Annotated in this window: 16 protein-coding genes and 1 tRNA gene; 5 read left to right on the forward strand and 12 right to left on the reverse strand. The window is 74.4% G+C overall.

Features of this window, described 5'->3' with window-relative positions; genetic code table 11:
• From ACZ7LB_RS29810 to ACZ7LB_RS29840, 7 genes are all read right to left on the reverse strand, one after another.
• Entirely contained in the window at positions 1–1,029 is a 1,029-nt protein-coding gene (locus ACZ7LB_RS29810) for an ABC transporter ATP-binding protein (RefSeq protein WP_471472465.1), read from the reverse strand.
• 90 nt (positions 1,030–1,119) lie between these two features.
• On the reverse strand, positions 1,120–1,947 hold the full coding sequence (locus ACZ7LB_RS29815) for an ABC transporter permease (protein ID WP_471472467.1): 828 nt from the start codon (positions 1,945–1,947) through the stop codon (positions 1,120–1,122).
• The gene (locus tag ACZ7LB_RS29820) at positions 1,944–2,846 is read right to left on the reverse strand and encodes an ABC transporter permease (RefSeq protein WP_471472469.1); all 903 of its coding nucleotides are present in this window, start codon (positions 2,844–2,846) and stop codon (positions 1,944–1,946) included. Before ACZ7LB_RS29820 ends, ACZ7LB_RS29815 begins: the two co-directional genes overlap by 4 nt.
• 11 nt (positions 2,847–2,857) lie before the next feature.
• On the reverse strand, positions 2,858–3,925 hold the full coding sequence (locus tag ACZ7LB_RS29825) for an ABC transporter substrate-binding protein (RefSeq protein WP_471472471.1): 1,068 nt from the start codon (positions 3,923–3,925) through the stop codon (positions 2,858–2,860).
• Between the two features lie 64 nt (positions 3,926–3,989).
• Positions 3,990–4,697, reverse strand: coding sequence for an SDR family NAD(P)-dependent oxidoreductase (locus tag ACZ7LB_RS29830; protein WP_471472473.1), 708 nt, complete (start codon positions 4,695–4,697; stop codon positions 3,990–3,992).
• Positions 4,694–5,365 (reverse strand): GntR family transcriptional regulator, encoded by a 672-nt coding sequence (locus tag ACZ7LB_RS29835; protein ID WP_471472475.1) that lies wholly within the window; start codon positions 5,363–5,365, stop codon positions 4,694–4,696. The genes ACZ7LB_RS29830 and ACZ7LB_RS29835 overlap by 4 nt, the downstream gene beginning before the upstream one ends.
• A gap of 984 nt (positions 5,366–6,349) precedes the next feature.
• Entirely contained in the window at positions 6,350–6,955 is a 606-nt protein-coding gene (locus tag ACZ7LB_RS29840) for a histidine phosphatase family protein (protein ID WP_471472477.1), read from the reverse strand.
• 174 nt (positions 6,956–7,129) lie between these two features.
• Here ACZ7LB_RS29840 and ACZ7LB_RS29845 point away from each other — a divergent pair, with 174 nt between their 5' ends.
• Positions 7,130–8,116, forward strand: coding sequence for an aldo/keto reductase (locus ACZ7LB_RS29845; RefSeq protein ID WP_471472479.1), 987 nt, complete (start codon positions 7,130–7,132; stop codon positions 8,114–8,116).
• Positions 8,117–8,287: 171 nt separating this feature from the next.
• Here ACZ7LB_RS29845 and iolD read toward each other — a convergent pair whose 3' ends face one another.
• The 3 genes from iolD to iolC form a co-directional block, all read right to left on the reverse strand.
• On the reverse strand, positions 8,288–10,159 hold the full coding sequence (iolD, locus tag ACZ7LB_RS29850) for a 3D-(3,5/4)-trihydroxycyclohexane-1,2-dione acylhydrolase (decyclizing) (RefSeq protein WP_471472481.1): 1,872 nt from the start codon (positions 10,157–10,159) through the stop codon (positions 8,288–8,290).
• Entirely contained in the window at positions 10,156–11,199 is a 1,044-nt protein-coding gene (iolB, locus tag ACZ7LB_RS29855) for a 5-deoxy-glucuronate isomerase (protein ID WP_471472483.1), read from the reverse strand. The genes iolD and iolB overlap by 4 nt, the downstream gene beginning before the upstream one ends.
• 335 nt (positions 11,200–11,534) lie before the next feature.
• Entirely contained in the window at positions 11,535–12,497 is a 963-nt protein-coding gene (gene iolC / locus ACZ7LB_RS29860) for a 5-dehydro-2-deoxygluconokinase (RefSeq protein WP_471472485.1), read from the reverse strand.
• A 140-nt stretch (positions 12,498–12,637) separates the two neighbouring features.
• On the opposite strand from iolC, the gene ACZ7LB_RS29865 reads away from it, so the two are divergent.
• From ACZ7LB_RS29865 to ACZ7LB_RS29875, 3 genes are all read left to right on the forward strand, one after another.
• Positions 12,638–13,540, forward strand: coding sequence for a sugar phosphate isomerase/epimerase family protein (locus ACZ7LB_RS29865; RefSeq protein WP_471472487.1), 903 nt, complete (start codon positions 12,638–12,640; stop codon positions 13,538–13,540).
• Positions 13,541–13,760: 220 nt separating this feature from the next.
• Positions 13,761–14,240 (forward strand): VOC family protein, encoded by a 480-nt coding sequence (locus tag ACZ7LB_RS29870; protein ID WP_471472489.1) that lies wholly within the window; start codon positions 13,761–13,763, stop codon positions 14,238–14,240.
• Positions 14,241–14,297: 57 nt separating this feature from the next.
• A tRNA-Pro gene (locus ACZ7LB_RS29875) sits at positions 14,298–14,371 on the forward strand.
• A gap of 225 nt (positions 14,372–14,596) precedes the next feature.
• On the opposite strand, the gene ACZ7LB_RS29880 is transcribed toward ACZ7LB_RS29875, so the two are convergent.
• Complete coding sequence (locus tag ACZ7LB_RS29880) at positions 14,597–15,220, reverse strand: DNA-binding protein (protein ID WP_471472491.1); 624 nt, start codon at positions 15,218–15,220, stop codon at positions 14,597–14,599.
• Positions 15,221–15,319: 99 nt separating this feature from the next.
• Here ACZ7LB_RS29880 and ACZ7LB_RS29885 point away from each other — a divergent pair, with 99 nt between their 5' ends.
• Positions 15,320–15,796 carry a hypothetical protein gene (locus tag ACZ7LB_RS29885; protein WP_471472493.1) on the forward strand — a complete coding sequence of 159 codons (477 nt, stop codon included), beginning with the start codon at positions 15,320–15,322 and terminating at the stop codon, positions 15,794–15,796.
• Positions 15,797–15,879: 83 nt separating this feature from the next.
• Here the strand turns inward: ACZ7LB_RS29885 and ACZ7LB_RS29890 are convergent, their stop codons facing one another.
• The gene (locus tag ACZ7LB_RS29890; protein ID WP_471472495.1) at positions 15,880–17,499 is read right to left on the reverse strand and encodes a carbohydrate binding domain-containing protein; all 1,620 of its coding nucleotides are present in this window, start codon (positions 17,497–17,499) and stop codon (positions 15,880–15,882) included.
• Between the last annotated feature and the right edge of the window lie 257 nt (positions 17,500–17,756).

Here is a 17,756-nt window from a genome sequence, read left to right on the forward strand (position 1 = left end):
TCACGCCGCCGGGTCGACGAAGTGGAGGAAGGAGAAGTCGTGCGACAGGCGGACCTTCTCGCCCGTCCGCGGGACCGAGCCGTAGCCCGCGTAGGAGGACCGGACGACCAGGGGCAGCGGGGACTCCGGGACGGAGACCTCCAGCCGCAGTGTGCCCCCCTGGAACTGGACGTCGGTGACGGTGGCGTCGAAGCCCGGCCCGTCGGTCCGCCCGATCCTGAAGTCCTCGGGGCGGATCACCAGGAGACGGCCGGTCGCGTCCGTCGCCCGGACGTCCAGGGGGCGGCACGAGCCGTCCTCCGCCACCGGCAGGAGGTTCACCTCGCCGAGGAAGCGGGCGAGGAACTCGGTACCGGGCCGGCAGTACATCTCCTCCGCGGTACCGGCCTGTTCGACCCGGCCGCCGTTCATGACGACGACGAGGTCCGACATCGAGAGGGCCTCGGCCTGGTCGTGCGTGACGCTGATGGTGGTCACGCCCACCTCGCGCTGGATGGCCTTCAGCTCGCTCTGCATGGCCTCGCGCAGTTGCTTGTCGAGGGCGGAGAGGGGCTCGTCCAGCAGCAGGACCTGCGGCCGTGCCGCCAGCGCGCGGGCGAGCGCCACCCGCTGCAACTGGCCACCGCTGAGGGTGGAGGCCCTGCGCTTCTCGAATCCGCCCAACTTCACCAGTTCCAGCATGTCCGCCACGCGCTTGTCGTGGTCGGTGGCGATTCGCTGTGCGACGAGCGGGAACCGCACGTTCTCACCCACCGTCATGTGGGGGAAGATCGCGTAGTTCTGGAACACGATGCCGAGCTGCCGGGCACCGGGCGGCAGGTCCTTGACGTCCTGCCCGCCGAAGAGGACCTGGCCCCGGTCCGGGGTCAGGAAGCCGGCCAGGACGTTGAGGGTGGTGCTCTTGCCCGATCCGCTCGGGCCCAGCAGCGTCACGAAGCTGCCCTGGGGGACGCGCAGGTTCACGTCCGTGAGGATGCGGGTGCCGCCGATGGACAGGGACAGGTCCTTGATTTCCACGTCGAGGCTCATGTGGTTCTCCTTCTGCGCCGTCGGCTCGGGCAGGCCGGCCGCGGGCTCCGCCGCCGGCCGAACGCCCGCCGCGACGAAGCGTGTGCTGTGTCAGGAACGGGGTCTGCCGGCGCTCACCCTGCGGGTGACCAGCACCGCGAGGGCGACGAGGACGGTCAGCGCGACGACCAGTCCGCTGACCGACGCGAGCAGCGGCGACACGTTCTGGGACGCCTCCGTGTACAACTTCGCCGGCAGGGTCTCCCGGCCGGGCGGTGACAGGAAGAGGGCGAGGACGACCTCGTCGAAGCCGAAGGCGAACGCGAGCAGCCAGCCGGTGAGGATGTTCCGGCGCAGCAGCGGGAGTTCGACCTTCCACACGGTGCGCCACCAGCTCGCCCCCATGCTGGACGCGGCGCGTGCGTACGCCGGGTCGATCTTCGACATGCCGCCGGCCACGGTGAGAAAGGCGATGGGCAGGCACAGGACCGCCTGGCCGGCCAGCAGCGGCCAGAGGGTGTCGTCCACGCCGAGCGGGATCGCCACCTGGCCGAGGCCGAGGGCGAAGACGACGTACGGCAGCACCATCGGCAGGAAGAACACCGGCCGCAGGACGCGGCCGAAGCGCCGGACCCGCGACAGGCCGAGTGCGGCGAGCGTTCCGACGGCGATGGCCGCGGTCGCCGCCGTCGCGGACACCCGCACGGACGAGGCGAACGCGCGCGTCCAGTCGTCGCCCTCGAAGACCGCCCGGTACCAGCGCCAGGAGAATCCGTCGGGCGGTACCTGGAGGAACGAGCCGGAGGTGAAGGACGCCGGGACGACGATGACCATCGGGACGACCAGGTAGACCGTGATCAGCAGACCGGCACCGACCAGCCACGGCCGCTGACGGCGCATCCCCCGCCGGAGGTTGCTCTCGAGATCGGTGGCGCTCATGTGTTCTCCCACATCTCGCTGATCCGGAACAGGCGCTCCGCCAGCAGATAGAGGGCTCCGACGACCGCGAGCAGGATGGTGCCCATGATCGCCGCGGACTTGAAGTCGAAGATCTCGCCCATCTCGCGGCCGATGAGCGTTCCCATGGTGAGCTGGGTCGGCCCGCCCAGGAACGCCGGCGTCACGTAGAAGCTCAGCGAGATCATGAAGACGAGGATCGCGCCCGCGGCGACACCGGACATGATCTGGGGCAGGACCACGCGGCGGAAGGTCAGCAGCCCGGAAGCGCCCATGCCGCGCGCGGCCTTGAGCTGGTTGGGGTCGAGGCCCTGGATCACCGAGTAGGTGAGGAGGACCGAGTACGGCAGCATCACATGGACCATGCCGAGGTACATCGCCGGGGCGGTCTGGAGGAGGTCCAGCGGCCCGTCGAGGACGTGGAGCGTGTTGAGGAGGTCGGCGAGCAGGCCCTTCGGCTGCATCAGGATGATCCAGCCGTAGGTGCGCACCATCAGCGAGATGACGAAGGTCGCGGCGAGCCCGGCGCCGAGCACGGCCCGCACCGCCCCGCGCGTCATCGACAGGGCCAGGGCGAAGACCAGGCCGAGGACGACGCAGATCACGGTCACGACGGCGGCCATGACGATCGTCCTGAGGAGCGCCGCGCGGAACAGGGGGTCCTGGACGGTGCTCAGGAAGGTCACGTCGCTCTCGTCGGAGAACGCGGTCCTCAGCACGAAGAACAGCGGGACGACCAGGCAGCCCGTCAGGAACAGGAGGGGGACGGCGAGCAGCGGCGGGGCTCCCCGGCCGAGGCCGAGGCGCCGGGCGCGGGTGGGAACCGGGGCGGGGGCCGGCGGCCGGGCGGAGGGCCCGGCCGCCGTCGTCACGGCGTCCATGCCGGTACGGGTCACTTCGCGACCCAGGCCGAGTAGCGTTTGATGTACTCGTCGGTCTGCGCCGCGAGCGCCACGGTGTCCACGGTGACGGCGAGCGCCTCGTGCTCCGGCGTGCCGGGCAGTTCGGCGGCGACCTCCGGGTCGATCAGGTCGTAGGCCGCCTTCATGGTCGGGCCGTAGTAGGTCTTCTCGGCGAACGCGGCCTGGCGCTTCGGGTCCTGCATGAGGGCCAGCAGCTTGGCCGTCTCCTCGGTGTTGGGCGCGCCCTTGGGTATCGTCAGACCGCTCCAGGGGTAGAAGATGTTCTGCTCCCACATGAGGGCGATGTCGGGGTCCTCCTTCGCCAGCACCGCGGCGCGGCCGTTGGGCAGCAGCGCCATGTCGACGCTTCCGGCCTGGAGCCCCTGGGTGACGGCGGCGTAGGAGTCGTAGATCGTCATCGCCGGCTTGAGCTTGTCGAGCTTGCCGAAGGCGCGGTCGAGGTCGAGCGGGTAGAGGTCCGTCTCCCGGGCGCCGTCGGCGAGGAGGGCGGCCTCCGCGGTGGCGATGTAGTAGTTCGGCCAGCCGCGCTTGCCGGGGAACCTCTTCGTGTCCCAGACGTCGGCCCAGGAGGTGGGGGCGGTCTTGAACGCCGACTTCCGGTACGTCAGCACGAAGCTCTGGGTGTACCCGCCGGCCGAGTAGTCGCGGTACTTCCCGGTCACGGCGTCGCTGCGCGGCACGCTGGGCGGCAGCTTCTGGACGAGGCCGCGGTCGGCCAGGCTCACCACGGCGAAGCCGTCGGCGTCGATCGTGTCCCACTGCGACTTGCCGGCCTTGGCCATCGCGATGTACCGGGCCATGTCGGCGTTGGCCGTCACGACCTTGATGCCCGTCTCCTTGGTGAAGTCCTTGAAGTAGGCCGCCTTGAAGCCCTCGTCGGTGACACCGCCGTAGTCGGCGAAGACCACCTGTCCGCCGCCGGAACCGCCGTCCGAGCCGCTGCCGCACGCCGCCAGCAGCGGCGCGCCGACCGTCATGCACGCGCCCAGGGCGAGTGCGCGGATCCAGCGGGGCCTTCTACTTCTGAGGAGAGCCATGGGAAGTCCTTCGTTCAGGTTCGTCTGTGCTTGGTACGGCGGATACGGCTGTGCGCGTGCGGGTTCACTCGGATTCGGCGAGGGAGGGGGCTTCCAGGGCGCTGCGGCGCAGCGTCACGGTCTGCCCGGTGAGCAACGGGATGCCGCCGTCCCGCGTCAGGCCGACGCAGGCCCGGGCGATCTCGGCGGGGTCGGAGGCGTCGGCGGGCAGGTTGTCCCGGCCGCCGTTGAGCTCGATCACCCGGTCCGTCGCGATGTAGCCGGGCGCGATGCCCACGACGCGGATGCCGCGGCCGGCGAGTTCACCGGCGATGCCCGCGGTCAGGTTGATGACGGCGGCCTTGGAGGCGCTGTAGAGGACGGACTTGGCGAGGGGCGCGATCCCGTCGACCGACGAGACGGTGACGAGCGTGTTGCGGGCCGACGGGTCCGCCACGGCGGCGAACGACTGGGCGGCGAGGAGCGTGCCGAGGACGTTCACGTCGAAGATCGCGCGGTAGGTCTCGACGGTGGCGTCGCCGAGGGTCGAGCGGGGATAGATCCCGGCAGCGGTCACACAGACCGTCGGTGCCCCCAGCGCCGCGCGGATCTCGCTGAACGCGGTGGAGACCGCCGCCGGGTCCGTCAGGTCCGCCTTCCACGCCGTGACCCCGTCGGGCGGCTCCTGGGCGCGGACGTCGATGCCGGCGACCCGGTGGCCGGCCTCGGCGAACGCGGAGGCCAGCACGCGGCCGAGACCGCTCGCGGCTCCGGTGATGACTGCGACGCTCATTCGTCTTCCTTCTTCTGGAGTCGGGCGGAGAGGGTCCTGATGTGGCGTCGGAGACCGGCCTCGACGGCCCGCTGCGCGGCGTCCTCGTCGCGGGCCTCGCAGGCGGCGATCAGACCGCTGTACTCGGCGGCACTCGTGGCCCGGTCGAACACCTCGCCGATCGCGGCCCGCGAATAGCGTTCGACGAGCCGGCCGTGTTCGAGGATCAGTTCGACCAGTCGGGGCATGTCCGATCCCCGGTAGCAGACGAGGTAGCCCTGCCACTCGAGGGCGATCAGCTCCTCCAGGCTTAAAGCGCCGGTCCGCAGCTTCTCCAGTACGGCGCGCATCTCCGTGATCACGGACGGGGCCGCCCGCCGCGCGCACGTCCGGGCCGCGAGCACCTCGATCGCCACGCGGATCTCCTGCAGTTCGAGGAACGCGTCGAGTTCGAGGGGCTCGACCGTCGCGCCCTTGTTGGGCCGGTAGGCCACCAGCCCCTCACCGCTGAGACGTTTCAGCGCCGAACGCACCGGCATGGTGCTGACCTGGAGCTCCTCGGAGAGGGGAATGAGGAGCAGCTTCGAACCGGGGGCGTACTCGGCACGGACGATCCGGTCCCGGATCAGTTCGTAGACCTGGCTCTCGATCGATCGCACCTCCTGGCGGAGGGGAGAAGTGTGGGTCATGGGAGCGATGATCTTTGATCAAATATCTCCTGGCAAGGGATCGGACGCCCGTAATCAACTCTTGACCTTGCCCCGCTCGGTGCCCGGCTTCCCCGGCCCGGCCCGGCGGCCGGGGGGCCGCGCAGGTCAGCGCCGTGCGGCGGTCGGAGAACGCCCCATCCGCCGGTGTCCGTCCCCGACGGCGCCCGCCGTGACCGCCGGACCGGGCCGCCACCTTCGGCGCCGCAGGACGACACCGTTGCCGGGAGCCGGGAGCCGGGAGCCGGGAGCCGGGAGCCGGGAGCCGGGAGCCGGGAGCCGGGAGCCGGGAGCCGGGAGCCGGAAGCCGGCCCTGGCGGGCGGCGGCCGTGGCGGAGCGGTGGGGCGGTGGGACAGTCGCCGGATCGTGGCCGGGCGGGCTCCTGGAAGCGCGGGTGCGGGGGCGGCCCGGGGGACCGTGGTCCCGCGGCGGTGGCGGCGGCCCGGCCGCTGCGGCCCACCGCCCCGGTCGGCCACCGGCGGGGACCGGTCCCCGGCCCGACTGCCGGCCTCCGGCCCGGCCTTCCGGCCCGCGGACCGGATCAGGGCCGCCCCACCCGGTCGAGCCGCCGCCGCCGCCGTCGCCGGGGGCAGTCCTGTCGGAGTCCACGCCGCCCCGCCTCCGGCCCTCTGTCCGCGGGCGGGCACGGCGCTGTACGAGGTGGGCCTCCCGGCGGGCAGCGGCATCGCGCCGGAGAAGCGCTTCGGTGGGAACCGGGAGAGGACCCCGCGGCTCAACCCGCTGCCGGCCGAGGCGCCGCCGGAGCGGGCCGGAGGCGCGTCACCCTCGGGAAGTGCCACCCGCGCGACCCGAGGGCCGACATCCCGCCCGGTCCGGTCCGCGCCCCGTCGCACCACCCGCCCGGCGCTCCGTGCCCACGGCGGACATGGCGGACACGGTGGAGAGTACGGACACGGCGGAGAGGACGGAGAGGACCGAGAGGACCGAGAGGACCGAGAGGACGGTCAGGAGGACCCTCCGGGCTCCTCCCTCCGTGTTCCCGGTGGGCACAGGGCCGTGCCCGGGCGCAGGTTCCAGCGGCCCGACCGGCCGGTCAGCACCGTCACCGTCAGGGGGAGCACGTCCAGCCGCCAGAACACCGGCGGCGGCGCGCCCAGCGCCCGGGTCACCGCGGCCCGCACGACATCGGGCTCCACCACCGCGAGGACCCGGCCGTCCGTCGCCCCCACCCCGGCCAGCCAGTCCCCGACCCGCGCGCACAGCTCCGCCAACGACTCGCCCCCGTGCGGCGCCGACTCCGGATCGCCCAGCCAGCGGGCCACCGCCCCGGGGTCCGCCCCGGTGACCTCGTCGAGGGTGCGGCCCCGCCAGGCGCCGACGTCCAGCGGACCGAGCGCCGCCACCTCCTCGCCCGCGAGCCCGAGCGCCGCCGCCGTCTCCCGCGCCCGCGCCGTCGGTGAGACCACCACCACGGGGGCGGACGGCAGCGACCGCGCGGCGCGTGCCGCCTGGGCGCGGCCGGCCTCGTCGAGCGGCGCATCGTCGTCGAACCGGGCCTGCCGCGCCGAGGAGTTGAGCGCGGGCGCCACCAGGAACACACGGCTGGTCAAGAGGGTCCCTCCCTGTCGGACCCGTTCCGGGACGGCGCGCCGGTGCGGCGCCGGAAGGGCGTGAACCGCCGCGAACATAGCATCCCCGGACGGGGCTTGACTTCGAGTGCGCTCCAGCCTGAAGACTCCTCCCGTGCCCGGAGGACCGGGCCGGAGAACCACGGAGGAACCGCTATGAAGTACCGCGTCATCGGCACCGATCCGGCACGCCGGCGCGAGGTGAGCGTGCTGGCCCTCGGCGCGATGCTGTTCGGGTCGTTCACGGACGAGCGGACCTCGTTCGCGCTGCTGGACCGCTACGTCGAGGCCGGCGGCACCCTCATCGACACCTCCGACAACTACGCCTACTGGCACGACGGCGGCCAGGGCGGGCAGAGCGAGGAACTGCTCGGCCGCTGGCGGCGCAGCCGGGGCGTCGGCGACGAGGTCCTCGTCGCCACCAAGCTCGGCGCCCGCCCCCTCGCCCCCGGCACCGGCTTCCTCGACAACCCGGAGGGCCTGTCGGCCGGGATCATCCGCGAGGCCGCCGACCGCAGCCGCGAACGGCTCGGCGTGGAGCGGCTGGACCTGCTGTACGCCCACATCGACGACCCCTCCGTCCCCCAGGAGGAGACCGTGACGGCCTTCGGGGCCCTCGTCGAGGAGGGCACCGTCGGGCTGCTCGGCGTCAGCAACCAGGCCGCCTGGCGCGTCGAACGGGCCCGCGCCCTGGCCGCCGCGGCCGGACTGCCGGGCTACGAGGTGCTCCAGTACCAGCACAGCCTGCTGCGCCCGCGCTTCGACGTGCCCAGCGGACTGTTCCCGGACGGCAGCCTCGGCCACGCGGGCCCGGACCTCATCGGCTATCTGCGGGCCGAGCCCGGTCTCACGCTCGTCGCGTACTCGCCCCTGCTGGCCGGGGCCTACGTCCGCGAGGACAAGCCCCCGGCGCCCGACTACGACCACCCGGGCACCCCGGCCCGGCTCGCGGTGCTCCGCGACATCGCCCGGGAGACCGGCGCCACCGCCAACCAGGTCGTCCTGGCCTGGCAGATCGGCGCGGAACTGCCCATCGTGCCGCTCGCCGGGGCCTCGACGACGGCCCAGCTGGAGGAGAACCTCGCGGCCGTGGACCTGGAGCTGACCGCCGACCAGCGGGCCCGGCTGGACGCGGCCCACTGACCCGCGCCCCGGCGCCGGTCCCGGACCGGGCACCCGCGGCCCACGGGGGTGGACGCGGGCGCCGGGCCTCGGGGCCGCGAACGCCGGGCGGGGGCGGTGCGGGCGCGTGAGCGCCGGGTCACGGCACGGGGAGGGTCCGCGCGGACCGGGCGGCGCCCTTCGCCCGCCGGGTCAGAGACGGTGCCGCCGGGCCGCGGCCTCCCGCTCGTAGCGGGCGCGCGCGGCGGTGGTGGACGGCAGCGCCGACACCTCCGCGACCGGCACGTCCCACCAGGCGTGGGCGCCGGGGGCCGCCGGGTCCGGCGCCGTCTCGACGTACACGCAGGTCGGCCGGTCGGCGTCGCGTGCCACCGCCAGCGCCTCGCGCAACTCCCCTACCGTGCGGGCGCGCAGCACCGCCATGCCCAGACTGGCCGCGTTCGCGGCGAGGTCGACCGGCAGCGGCGCCCCGGTGAACGAGCCGTCGGCGGCGCGGTGGCGGAAGGCGGTGCCGAAGCCCCCGGCGCCCACCGCCTCCGACAGCCCGCCGATGGAGGCGTAGCCGTGGTTCTGCACCAGGACCAGCCTGAGCGGCAGGTTCTCCTGGACGGCGGTCACGATCTCGGTCGGGTTCATCAGATAGGTGCCGTCCCCGACCAGCGCCCACACCGGCGTTCCCGGCGCCGCCTGGAGCACCCCGAGGGCGGCCGGGATTTCATAGCCCATGCAGGAGTAGCCGTACTCCACGTGGTACTGGTGCGGGGAGCGGGCCCGCCAGAGCCGGTGCAGGTCCCCGGGGAGCGAGCCGGCCGCGTTGACCACCACGTCCTCGTCGCCCACCACCGCGTCGAGCGCGCCGAGCACCTGAGTCTGGGTCGGCACCCCGCTCCCGTCGCCGGCGGCGAACGCGGAGACCACCGTCTCCTCCCAACGGGCCCTGCCCGCCCGGTACTCCGCCTCGTAGACCGGTGCCACCCGGTGCCCGGACAGCCCCTCGGCCAGCGCGATGAGCCCCGTCCGGGCGTCGCACACCAGGGTGCGCGCGGCGAGCTTGTGGGCGTCGAAGGCGGTGATGTTGAGGTTGAGGAAGCGGACGTCCGGGCGCCGGAACAGCGTCCCGGAGGCGGTGGTGAAGTCGGTGTACCGGGTGCCGACACCGATCACCAGGTCGGCGGTGCGGGCCAGTTCGTCGGCGACGGCGGTGCCGGTGTGGCCGATGCCGCCCATGTCGGCCGGGTGGTCGTGGCGCAGCGAGCCCTTCCCGGACTGGGTGGAGGCGACGGGGATGCCGGTGGCGTCCGCCAGGGCCCGCAGCGCCGCCTCGGCCCCGCTGTGCCGCACCCCGCCGCCCGCGACGATCAGCGGGCGCGCCGCGGACCGCACCGCCCGTACGGCGTCGGCGAGTTCGACGGGATCGGGCGCGGGGCGGCGCACCCGCCAGACCCGGTCGGCGAAGAACTCCGCGGGCCAGTCGTACGCCTGGACCTGGACGTCCTGGGGGAGCGCGAGGGTCACCGCGCCCGTCTCGGCGGGGTCGGTCAGCACCCGCATCGCGGCCGGGGCGGAGGCGAGCAGCGCCTCGGGGCGGGTGAGGCGGTCGAAGTAGCGGGACACCGGCCGCAGCGTGTCGTTGACGGAGACGTCGGCACCGACCGGGTGTTCGAGCTGCTGGAGCAGCGGGTCGGCGGGGTGCGCGGCGAAGTAGTCGCCGGGCAGCAGCAGGACGGGCAGCCGGTTGACGGTGGCGAGCGCGGCCCCGGTGACGAGGTTGGTGGCGCCCGGACCGATGGAGGTCGTCACCGCCTGCGCCGACAGCCGGCCGAGCCGCCGCGCGTGCCCGACGGCCGCGTGCACCATGGCCTGTTCGTTGCGGCCCTGGTGGAACGGCAGCAGCCCGGCGTACTCGACCAGGGCCTGGCCGAGCCCGGCCACGTTGCCGTGGCCGAGGATGCCCCGGATACCGGTGATCGACCGGTGCCGCACGCCGTCGCGTTCGGTGTACTGGGCGGCCAGGAAGCGCACGAGGGCCTGGGCGGTGGTGAGCCGGTGGGTGGCGGTGCTCATGCGGGACGCTCCGGTGCGCTGTAGAGGGGGAGCCGGGGGTCGGCCGGCGTTCCGGGCCAGGTGTCGCGGACCCAGGCGTGGTCCGGGTGGTCGCGGATCAGCCAGGCGCGCTCGTCGACGGGCCCGGCCATCACGTTGAGGTAGTACATGTGGTGGCCGGGCACGGCCATCGAGGGCCCGTGCCAGCCGTCCGGGACCAGCACCACGTCCCCGTCGCGGACCTCGGCCAGCACGTCCGTCCCCCTGCCCGCCCCGGACGGGCTGACCCGCTGGTAGCCGAGGCCGGGGACGCCGTCGTGGGCGGCGAACTCGAAGTAGTAGACCTCCTCCAGCTCCGACTCCTCGCCGGGGCGGTGCCGGTCGTGCTTGTGGGGCGGGAAGGAGGACCAGTTGCCGCCGGGGGTCAGCACCTCGACCGCGATCAGCCGGTCGCAGGGGAAGGCGTCGGCCGCGGCGAAGTTGTTGACCTGCCGCGAGCAGCTCCCGGAGCCCCGCAGCTCGACGGGCACCCGGTGCGCGGGGCCGTGGCGGGCGGGCAGCCGCCGGTCGCAGCGGGCCCCGGCGAGCGCGAACCGTCCGCCGCCCTCGGAGGCCACGGTGGCGCGGGTGTCGCGCGGCACGTAGGCGAAGTCGCTCACCCCGTCGAAGACGCTGTCGCGGCCGGTGAGCCGGATGGTCCGCCGCGCGTCCGGCCCGGCCCCGGCGGCGGGCCCCGGGCGGGCGGCGTCCGGGGGAGCGCCGGGCCCGGGGGAGGCCACCGCGGGGGCGGTCCCGGTGGTGTCCGCCGGGATGAGGCTGCCGGGGGCGGTGTCCGCCGCGTCGGTGGCCGGCCCGGTGGTGGCGGGCCCGGTGGTGACCGTGCAGCCGCCGCTGAGCGGGAGGACGATCCATTCGCTGCCGCCGCTGTCGAAGCGGTGGCTGCCGCCCGGCGGAAGGCCGATCACCCGCAGGGACGCGTGGCCCCAGTCGGCCGTACGGGGCGTCACGTCCACGAGATACGGGCCGCTCGCGGCGCTGCCCGCGGGGAGGTGGTGCGTCATCGGTCCTCTCCTCGGTCACGGCGGGACGGGGGCCGCGGCCGCGGCCCCTTCCGCGCCGGCCCGGTCCGGGCGGCGCGGTGCCCCGCCCCCACCATGCCCTGTGCCGCCGCCGCGGCGGCGTGGCGGGGCCCTCCCGGGCGGGTCCCGGACGGGTCCTGCCCGGGCTCCCGGCGAGTCCGGCAGTGCGGTTCGGGGGACGGGCACCGCTGGGGCGCCGCCACGGCGGGTCCCGGACGGCACGGTGCGGGGCCCACTCGCGGGTGCGCGTCACGGCGCGTCATGGCCCGCGCTCCGGCGCGCGTCTTCGCGCGCGGTGGCCCGTCCGCCGGTGCGCCTCACGGCGCCGCGCCCGTGAGGAGGCCGTCGATCTCCGGCTCCGTGGGCATCGCGGACGAGCAGGCGAGCCGCGAGGCGACCAGCGCGCCCGCGGCGTTGGCCCGGCGCACGGTCCGCTCCAGGTCCCAGCCGGAGAGCAGCCCGTGGCACAGCGAGCCGCCGAAGGCGTCGCCCGCGCCCAGCCCGTTGACGACCTCCACCGGCACCGGCGGCACCTCGACGGTCCGTCCGTCCCGGTGCGCGGCCAGGACCCCGGCCGGCCCCCGCTTGACGACGGCCAGCTCCACCCCCGCCGCCAGCAGCGCCTCGGCGCAGGCGCGCGGCTCGCGCAGCCCCGTGGCGACCTCGCACTCGGCGACGTTGCCGACGGCGACCGTCGCGTGCCGCAGGGCCCGCGCGTAGTACGGCCGGGCGTCGTCGGGGCTGCTCCAGAACATCGGCCGCCAGTCCAGGTCCAGGACGGTGGTGCCGGACTTCGCGCGGTGGGCGAGCGCCTCCAGCGTCGCCGTACGGCTCGGCTCCTCGCTGAGACCGGTGCCGGTCACCCAGAACACCCGGGCCGCCCGGATCGCCGCGAGGTCCAGCTCCCCGGGGTTGATCTCCAGGTCGGGGGCCTTGGGGCGGCGGTAGAAGTAGAGGGGGAAGTCGTCGGGCGGGAAGATCTCGCAGAAGGTCACCGGGGTCGGGTAGGCGGCGACCGCCCGCACCCAGCGGCCGTCCACGCCGAACTCCGCCAGCGCGCGGCGCAGATAGCCGCCGAACGGGTCGTCACCGGTGCGGGTGATCAGTGCGACGGAGCGGCCCAGCCGGGCGGCGGCGACCGCCACGTTGGCGGCCGAGCCGCCGAGGAACCGGCCGAACGTCTCCACCTCGGCCAGGGGTACACCCGTTTGCAGGGGGTAGAGATCGACTCCCACCCGTCCCATCGTGATCAGATCGAAGACCTGCGCTGACTCGGTCATGTACGGGGCTCCTCGGACCGGGCGGTGGCTGCCGTCCCTCCAGTAGGTCCCCCGGAAGGGCCCGGTCGACGCCGGGTGGCGGCGACCGGATCCGTCCGGGTCCCGCCCCCGTCCGTCGCACGCCGAAGGGAAGACCCGACATGTCCTCCGCCCTGGACCGCATCCGCGTCGGCTCGGCGCCCGACTCCTGGGGCGTCTGGTTCCCCGACGACCCCCGCCAGGTCCCCTGGGAACGCTTCCTCGACGAGGTCGCGGAGGCCGGCTACGCCTGGATCGAACTGGGCCCCTACGGGTACCTCCCCACGGATCCGGCCCGCCTCGCCGACGAGGTCGCCCGGCGCGGCCTGCGGGTCTCGGCGGGCACCGTCTTCTGCGGGCTCCACCGGGGCCCCGACGCCTGGGACGAGGCGTGGGAGCAGGTCCGCCGGGTCGCCGCCCTGACCCGCGCCGTGGACGCCCGGCACCTCGTCGTCATCCCCTCCTTCTGGCGCGACGACCGGACCGCCGAGATCCTGGAACCGCCCGAGCTGACCGCCGGGCAGTGGGCCCACCTCGCCCGGGGCATGGAACGCCTGGGCCGCGAGGTCCGGGACGCCTACGGGCTGGAGGTCGTCGTCCATCCGCACGCCGACACCCACATCGACACCGAGGAGCACGTCACCCGCTTCCTGGACGCCACCGACCCCGACCTGGTCGGCCTCTGCCTGGACACCGGCCACTACGCCTACTGCGGCGGCGACAGCGTCGAGTTGATCGAGACCTACGGCGAGCGCCTCGGCTACCTCCACCTCAAACAGGTCGACCCGGAGATCCTCGCCGGGGTCCGGGCGGAGGGCGTGCCCTTCGGCCCGGCCGTGGCGCGCGGGGTGATGTGCGAGCCGCCGTCCGGCGTGCCCGACCTGGGGCCGGTGCTCACGGCGGCCCAGGGACTCGGGACCGACCTGTTCGCCATCGTCGAGCAGGACATGTACCCCTGCGCCCCGGAGGCACCCCTGCCGATCGCGGTCCGCACCCGCCGCTTCCTGCGCTCCTGCGGAGCGTGACGGAAGGGGGTGACGGAGGGGGCGCGACGGAAGGAGGACGGAGCGCGGCGGGACGGGCGGGGTGACGCGGGCAGGCACGGCGCGGGGGAGGCCACGGCGGCCTCCGCCGACGCCATGCCGCCTCTTCCGGGCGCCCCGCGGCCCCTTCCGCCGAGCCGTCGCCGGTGCCGCGCGTCGGCGTGCGGGGCACGGACCGTTCATTCCGATCGCGGACGGTCCGATGATCTCGCGCCGTTACCCGTACGTCCCGTTCGACGGTGACGCCCGCCCGGCCGGGGAGTTCCACCGGGAGGTCCTCGGCGCCACCCTCGCGCTCAGGACCCATGGCGACTTCGGGCGGGCCGGCGCCCCGGAGGCGGCGCGGGTCGTGCGCGCCGTGCCGGAGACGCCGAGCGGCTGCGCCCTGATGGCCGGTGACGTCCCGCCCGGGCCGGAGCGCCGCCCCGGCACCACCTTCCCGATGGGCGTCGGCGGGGACGACGAGGCCGAGCCGCGCGGCCACGGGGAGGGGCTCTCGGCGGACGGCGGCGCCGGGGCGCCGCCGGGGAAGCGGATGCGGGGCGACACCGTCGGGATGTGCGCCGACCGCTTCGGCGTGACCCGGGTGGTCGACATCAGCGGGCAGAGCCGGGGCGACCCCGCCGGACCCGCGCGGCACCGTGCCCGGCCGGAGGCCCGGCGGCGCCTCCCCATGGGGTAGGGTTCAACCTGCGTGATCACACGGAATCCGGGGCCCGCCCCGCCGCCGTACACGCATCGGGACGTGGCGCAGCTTGGTAGCGCACTTGACTGGGGGTCAAGGGGTCGCAGGTTCAAATCCTGTCGTCCCGACTCGTGGGAGTCGTCGGTCAGGGCCGGTTCGGAGGACATCCGAACCGGCCCTCGGCCGTTTCCGGACCCGTACGGGGGGCCGGGGCCCCGACCGGGGCGAGGGGCACACGGGGACCGCGCCCACGCGCCGTGCGCGGGGCGTCCGTTTCCCGCCGCAACGACGGTGACCGTCGTGCCCCGGCGTCTCCGGCGGGCGCTCCCGCCGCTCCCGCCGGTCGCCGGGGCTCAGTCGTGCGGTCCGTGGCCGTTCCCGTCGCGGTCCCTGTCGGGCGCGCCGGTGCCGGGGGACCGGACGAGGGCCACGGCCTCGTCGGTCGTTCCCGCGCCGCAGGTGCGGAGGAGGTCGGCCAGACCGGGGTGGTCGGTGTCGAGGAGGGCCGCCGCCGCCTCGATCCCCGCCGGGCCGGAACGCGAGCCGAGCAGGGAGCGCAGCCGCAGGACGAAGCCCGTGTCGGCGTCCCGGGCCGGACCGCGCGCGGCGGACGGACCCGGCCGCGTGGGTACCGGCGGGGGAGGGGCGGTGCGCAGCGAGTCCCGGCCCGGGGTGCGGCTGACGCGGATGGCCGCCAGCCGCTCCCGCACGCCGTCGGCCGGCACCGTGCCGCTGCGGACGCCGTGGGCGAGATGGAGCACCGCCGAGAGGCGGGCCGCGGCGTCGGGGTTGGCGATCCGGGCGCGCTGGGCGCTCATGACGAGGCTGAGCATGGCCGGTGAGACCCCGAGGATCTCCGCGAGACCGGACTGGGTCACCCCGAACAGGGAGCACAGGTCCCGGCAGAGCTCGCCGAGCGGAGTGCCGTACCACTGGCGCTGGAGATCCTGGTTGCGCGTCGTGGAAGTCCGGTCCATGGGCCCACGCTAGGAGCGGAGTTTACACTTGTCAAAAAGCAATTCGCTGTGTCAGCCTTCCCCGGAACCGACCCATCCGCCATCTGACGGGAAGTCATCGTGTCCTGGAAGCGCACCACCCCGCTCGCCGCCCTCGCCGCCGCCGTCGTCCTCGGCCTGACCGCCTGCGGCGGTGACGGTTCGGCGACCGGGAGCGGCGACGACAAGCCCGCCGCCACCGCTTCGGAGGCCGGCGCCGCGGACACCGGCGCCACCGGTGGGACCGACGCCTCCGGAGGTACGGGCGGTTCCTCCGACGCCGCCCCCGCCGCGGTGAAGGCCCCGGACGACCTGCCCGCCGGACTGCCGCTGCCCGAGGGCGAGCTGACCTCCGTGACGGGCGGCAAGGGCGCGTACGTCCTCATGTACCGCACGGACGACCCGGAGGCCACGCTCGACGCCTACCGGTCCGCCCTCAAGGGCGCCCAGTACACCGTGATCGACATCGGCGGCACCTTCACCGCGACCGGTGGCGAGACCGCCGTGCAGATCACCACGACCGGCGACAGCGTGATCCTCACGCTCGCCGCCGCCTGACGCCGGGCCGTCCCGCGGTCACGGCGGAGCGGGGCCGCCGGACCTGGGGACGGTCCGGCGGCCCCGCGGGCCCGCGCCTCGGATCAGCCGGTGAAGCCGGCGGTGATGGAGGTGAACTTCCACTCCGGACGGTCGCGGTTGACCGCCCAGAAGGCCAGCCGGCCGATGTGGTGGGAGTTGGACCAGTCGCGGATCTGCGTCCAGATCTGCGCGGTGGTGACCTCACCGGCGTCGCTGTTGTCGTTCATGCCGGAGATGCCCACGTGGGCGTAGGCCTCCGCCTCCGTCCAGCCGAAGGTCGACATCAGCTTGGTCTTGAGCCCCTCGGTGGCCCGCACCGTGTGGCCGTACATGTCGGACTGGCCGCCGAAGTTGAACGGCATGATGGTGAAGTTGTCGATGTCCGCGCCCAGGGCCTGGGAGCGCTCGATGAGGCGGTTGCCCCAGGAGTTGGGACCGGTGTTGAGCGTCGGGAAGGTGAGGATCGTCCGCAGGCCGGGGTTGTTCTGCTTGACGATCTTCAGGGCGCCCAGGATGCGGTCCTGCACCGCCGCGTTCTCGAACTCGTCGGTGTTCTCGATGTCGACGTCGATCGCCTTGAGCTTGTAGGCGTCGATCACCTTCTGGTAGGCGCCGGCCAGGGCCTCGGTGGTGGTGCAGTTCGGGCCGAGCTTGTTGCCGCTCCAGCCGCCGATCGAGGGGACGACGTCGCCGCCGGCCGCCCGGATGGCCCGGATGGTGGTCTCGTCCACGCCGCCGGTCAGCGGACGCTGGCTGTCCCAGGACGGGTTGCACCCGTTCTGCGCGAGGATGAAGGCCATCGTGTACCACTTGATGCCGGTGGACTTCATGACCTCGGTCGCGCTCGGCGGGTTGCCCCAGCCGAGGTAGAGGTACGGCGCGGCCTGGATGAAGCGGCCGCCGTCGTCGCCCTTCTCACCGGTCTTCGCGGTGACGACCACGGAGTCCCCGGACACGTTGCCCGCCCGGTCCTTGGCCCGCACGGTGAAGCGGTACTCGGTGCTGGGCGTCAGGCCCTGGACGGTCGCGCTGGTGCCCGTCGCCGAGGTCGCCAGGACCCCGTCGCGGTAGACGTCGTAGCCGGTCACACCGATGTTGTCGGTGGAGGCGTTCCAGGCGAGCGAGACGCTGGTCGCGGACGTCCTGGTGACGCGTGGGGAGCCGGGGACGGAGGGGGCCTCGCGGTCGTCGCCGCCGCCCGGCCCGTCCAGGCTGATGTCGTCGGCGTAGTAGGTGCCCTGGCCGTACCAGCCGTGCAGGAAGACCTCGGCGGTGCGCTGGGAGGCACCGGTGGTGAAGGTGACCTTGAGCTGCTTCCAGTCGGGGGCGGAGGCGGCCCACGTGGAGGTGCCCCCGGTGACGCCGAGGTACGCGTAGTTGCCGCGCACCCAGGCCGACAGGGTGTACTGCGTGCTCGGCTCGACGGCGACGGTCTGGGCGCACTTGGCGTTGTCACCGGCGCTCACGGCGCCGGCCAGCGCCTTGGTGCCGCCGTGGACCGGGCTGCTGACGACCGATCCGGTCCCGCCCGAGCAGGACCAGTCCGACAGGGTTCCGGACTCGAAGCCGGGGTTGGCCAGCAGGTTGGCCGCCTGCGCGGCGGAGGAGGGGGTGGCCATCGCACCCGCTCCGCCCAACAGGGCGGCGACGGCGCAGGCGAGTACGCGGTGTCGGGTTCTCATGAGGGCTCCTTGTGGGGTGGAGGAGTCGGCCGGTGGGGTGGCGGTGCGAGAAGCGGCGGTGCGGTGGGGGCGCCGGGGGCGCGCGGGGCCGGCGCGCACCCGGAGGGGCGCGCCGGCCCCCGCCGTGACACGGGGTCACGGCGGGCCCGTTCCTGTCGTCACGGTGCCGTCGTCCGGCCGGTGGCCGGGCCGTGCGGCGTCCGGCGGCGCGTGCCGTCGCGCGGCGGAGCGGGGTCCTCGTACCGGACGGACGGGGA

The organism is Streptomyces sp. NPDC107521 (assembly GCF_055598485.1).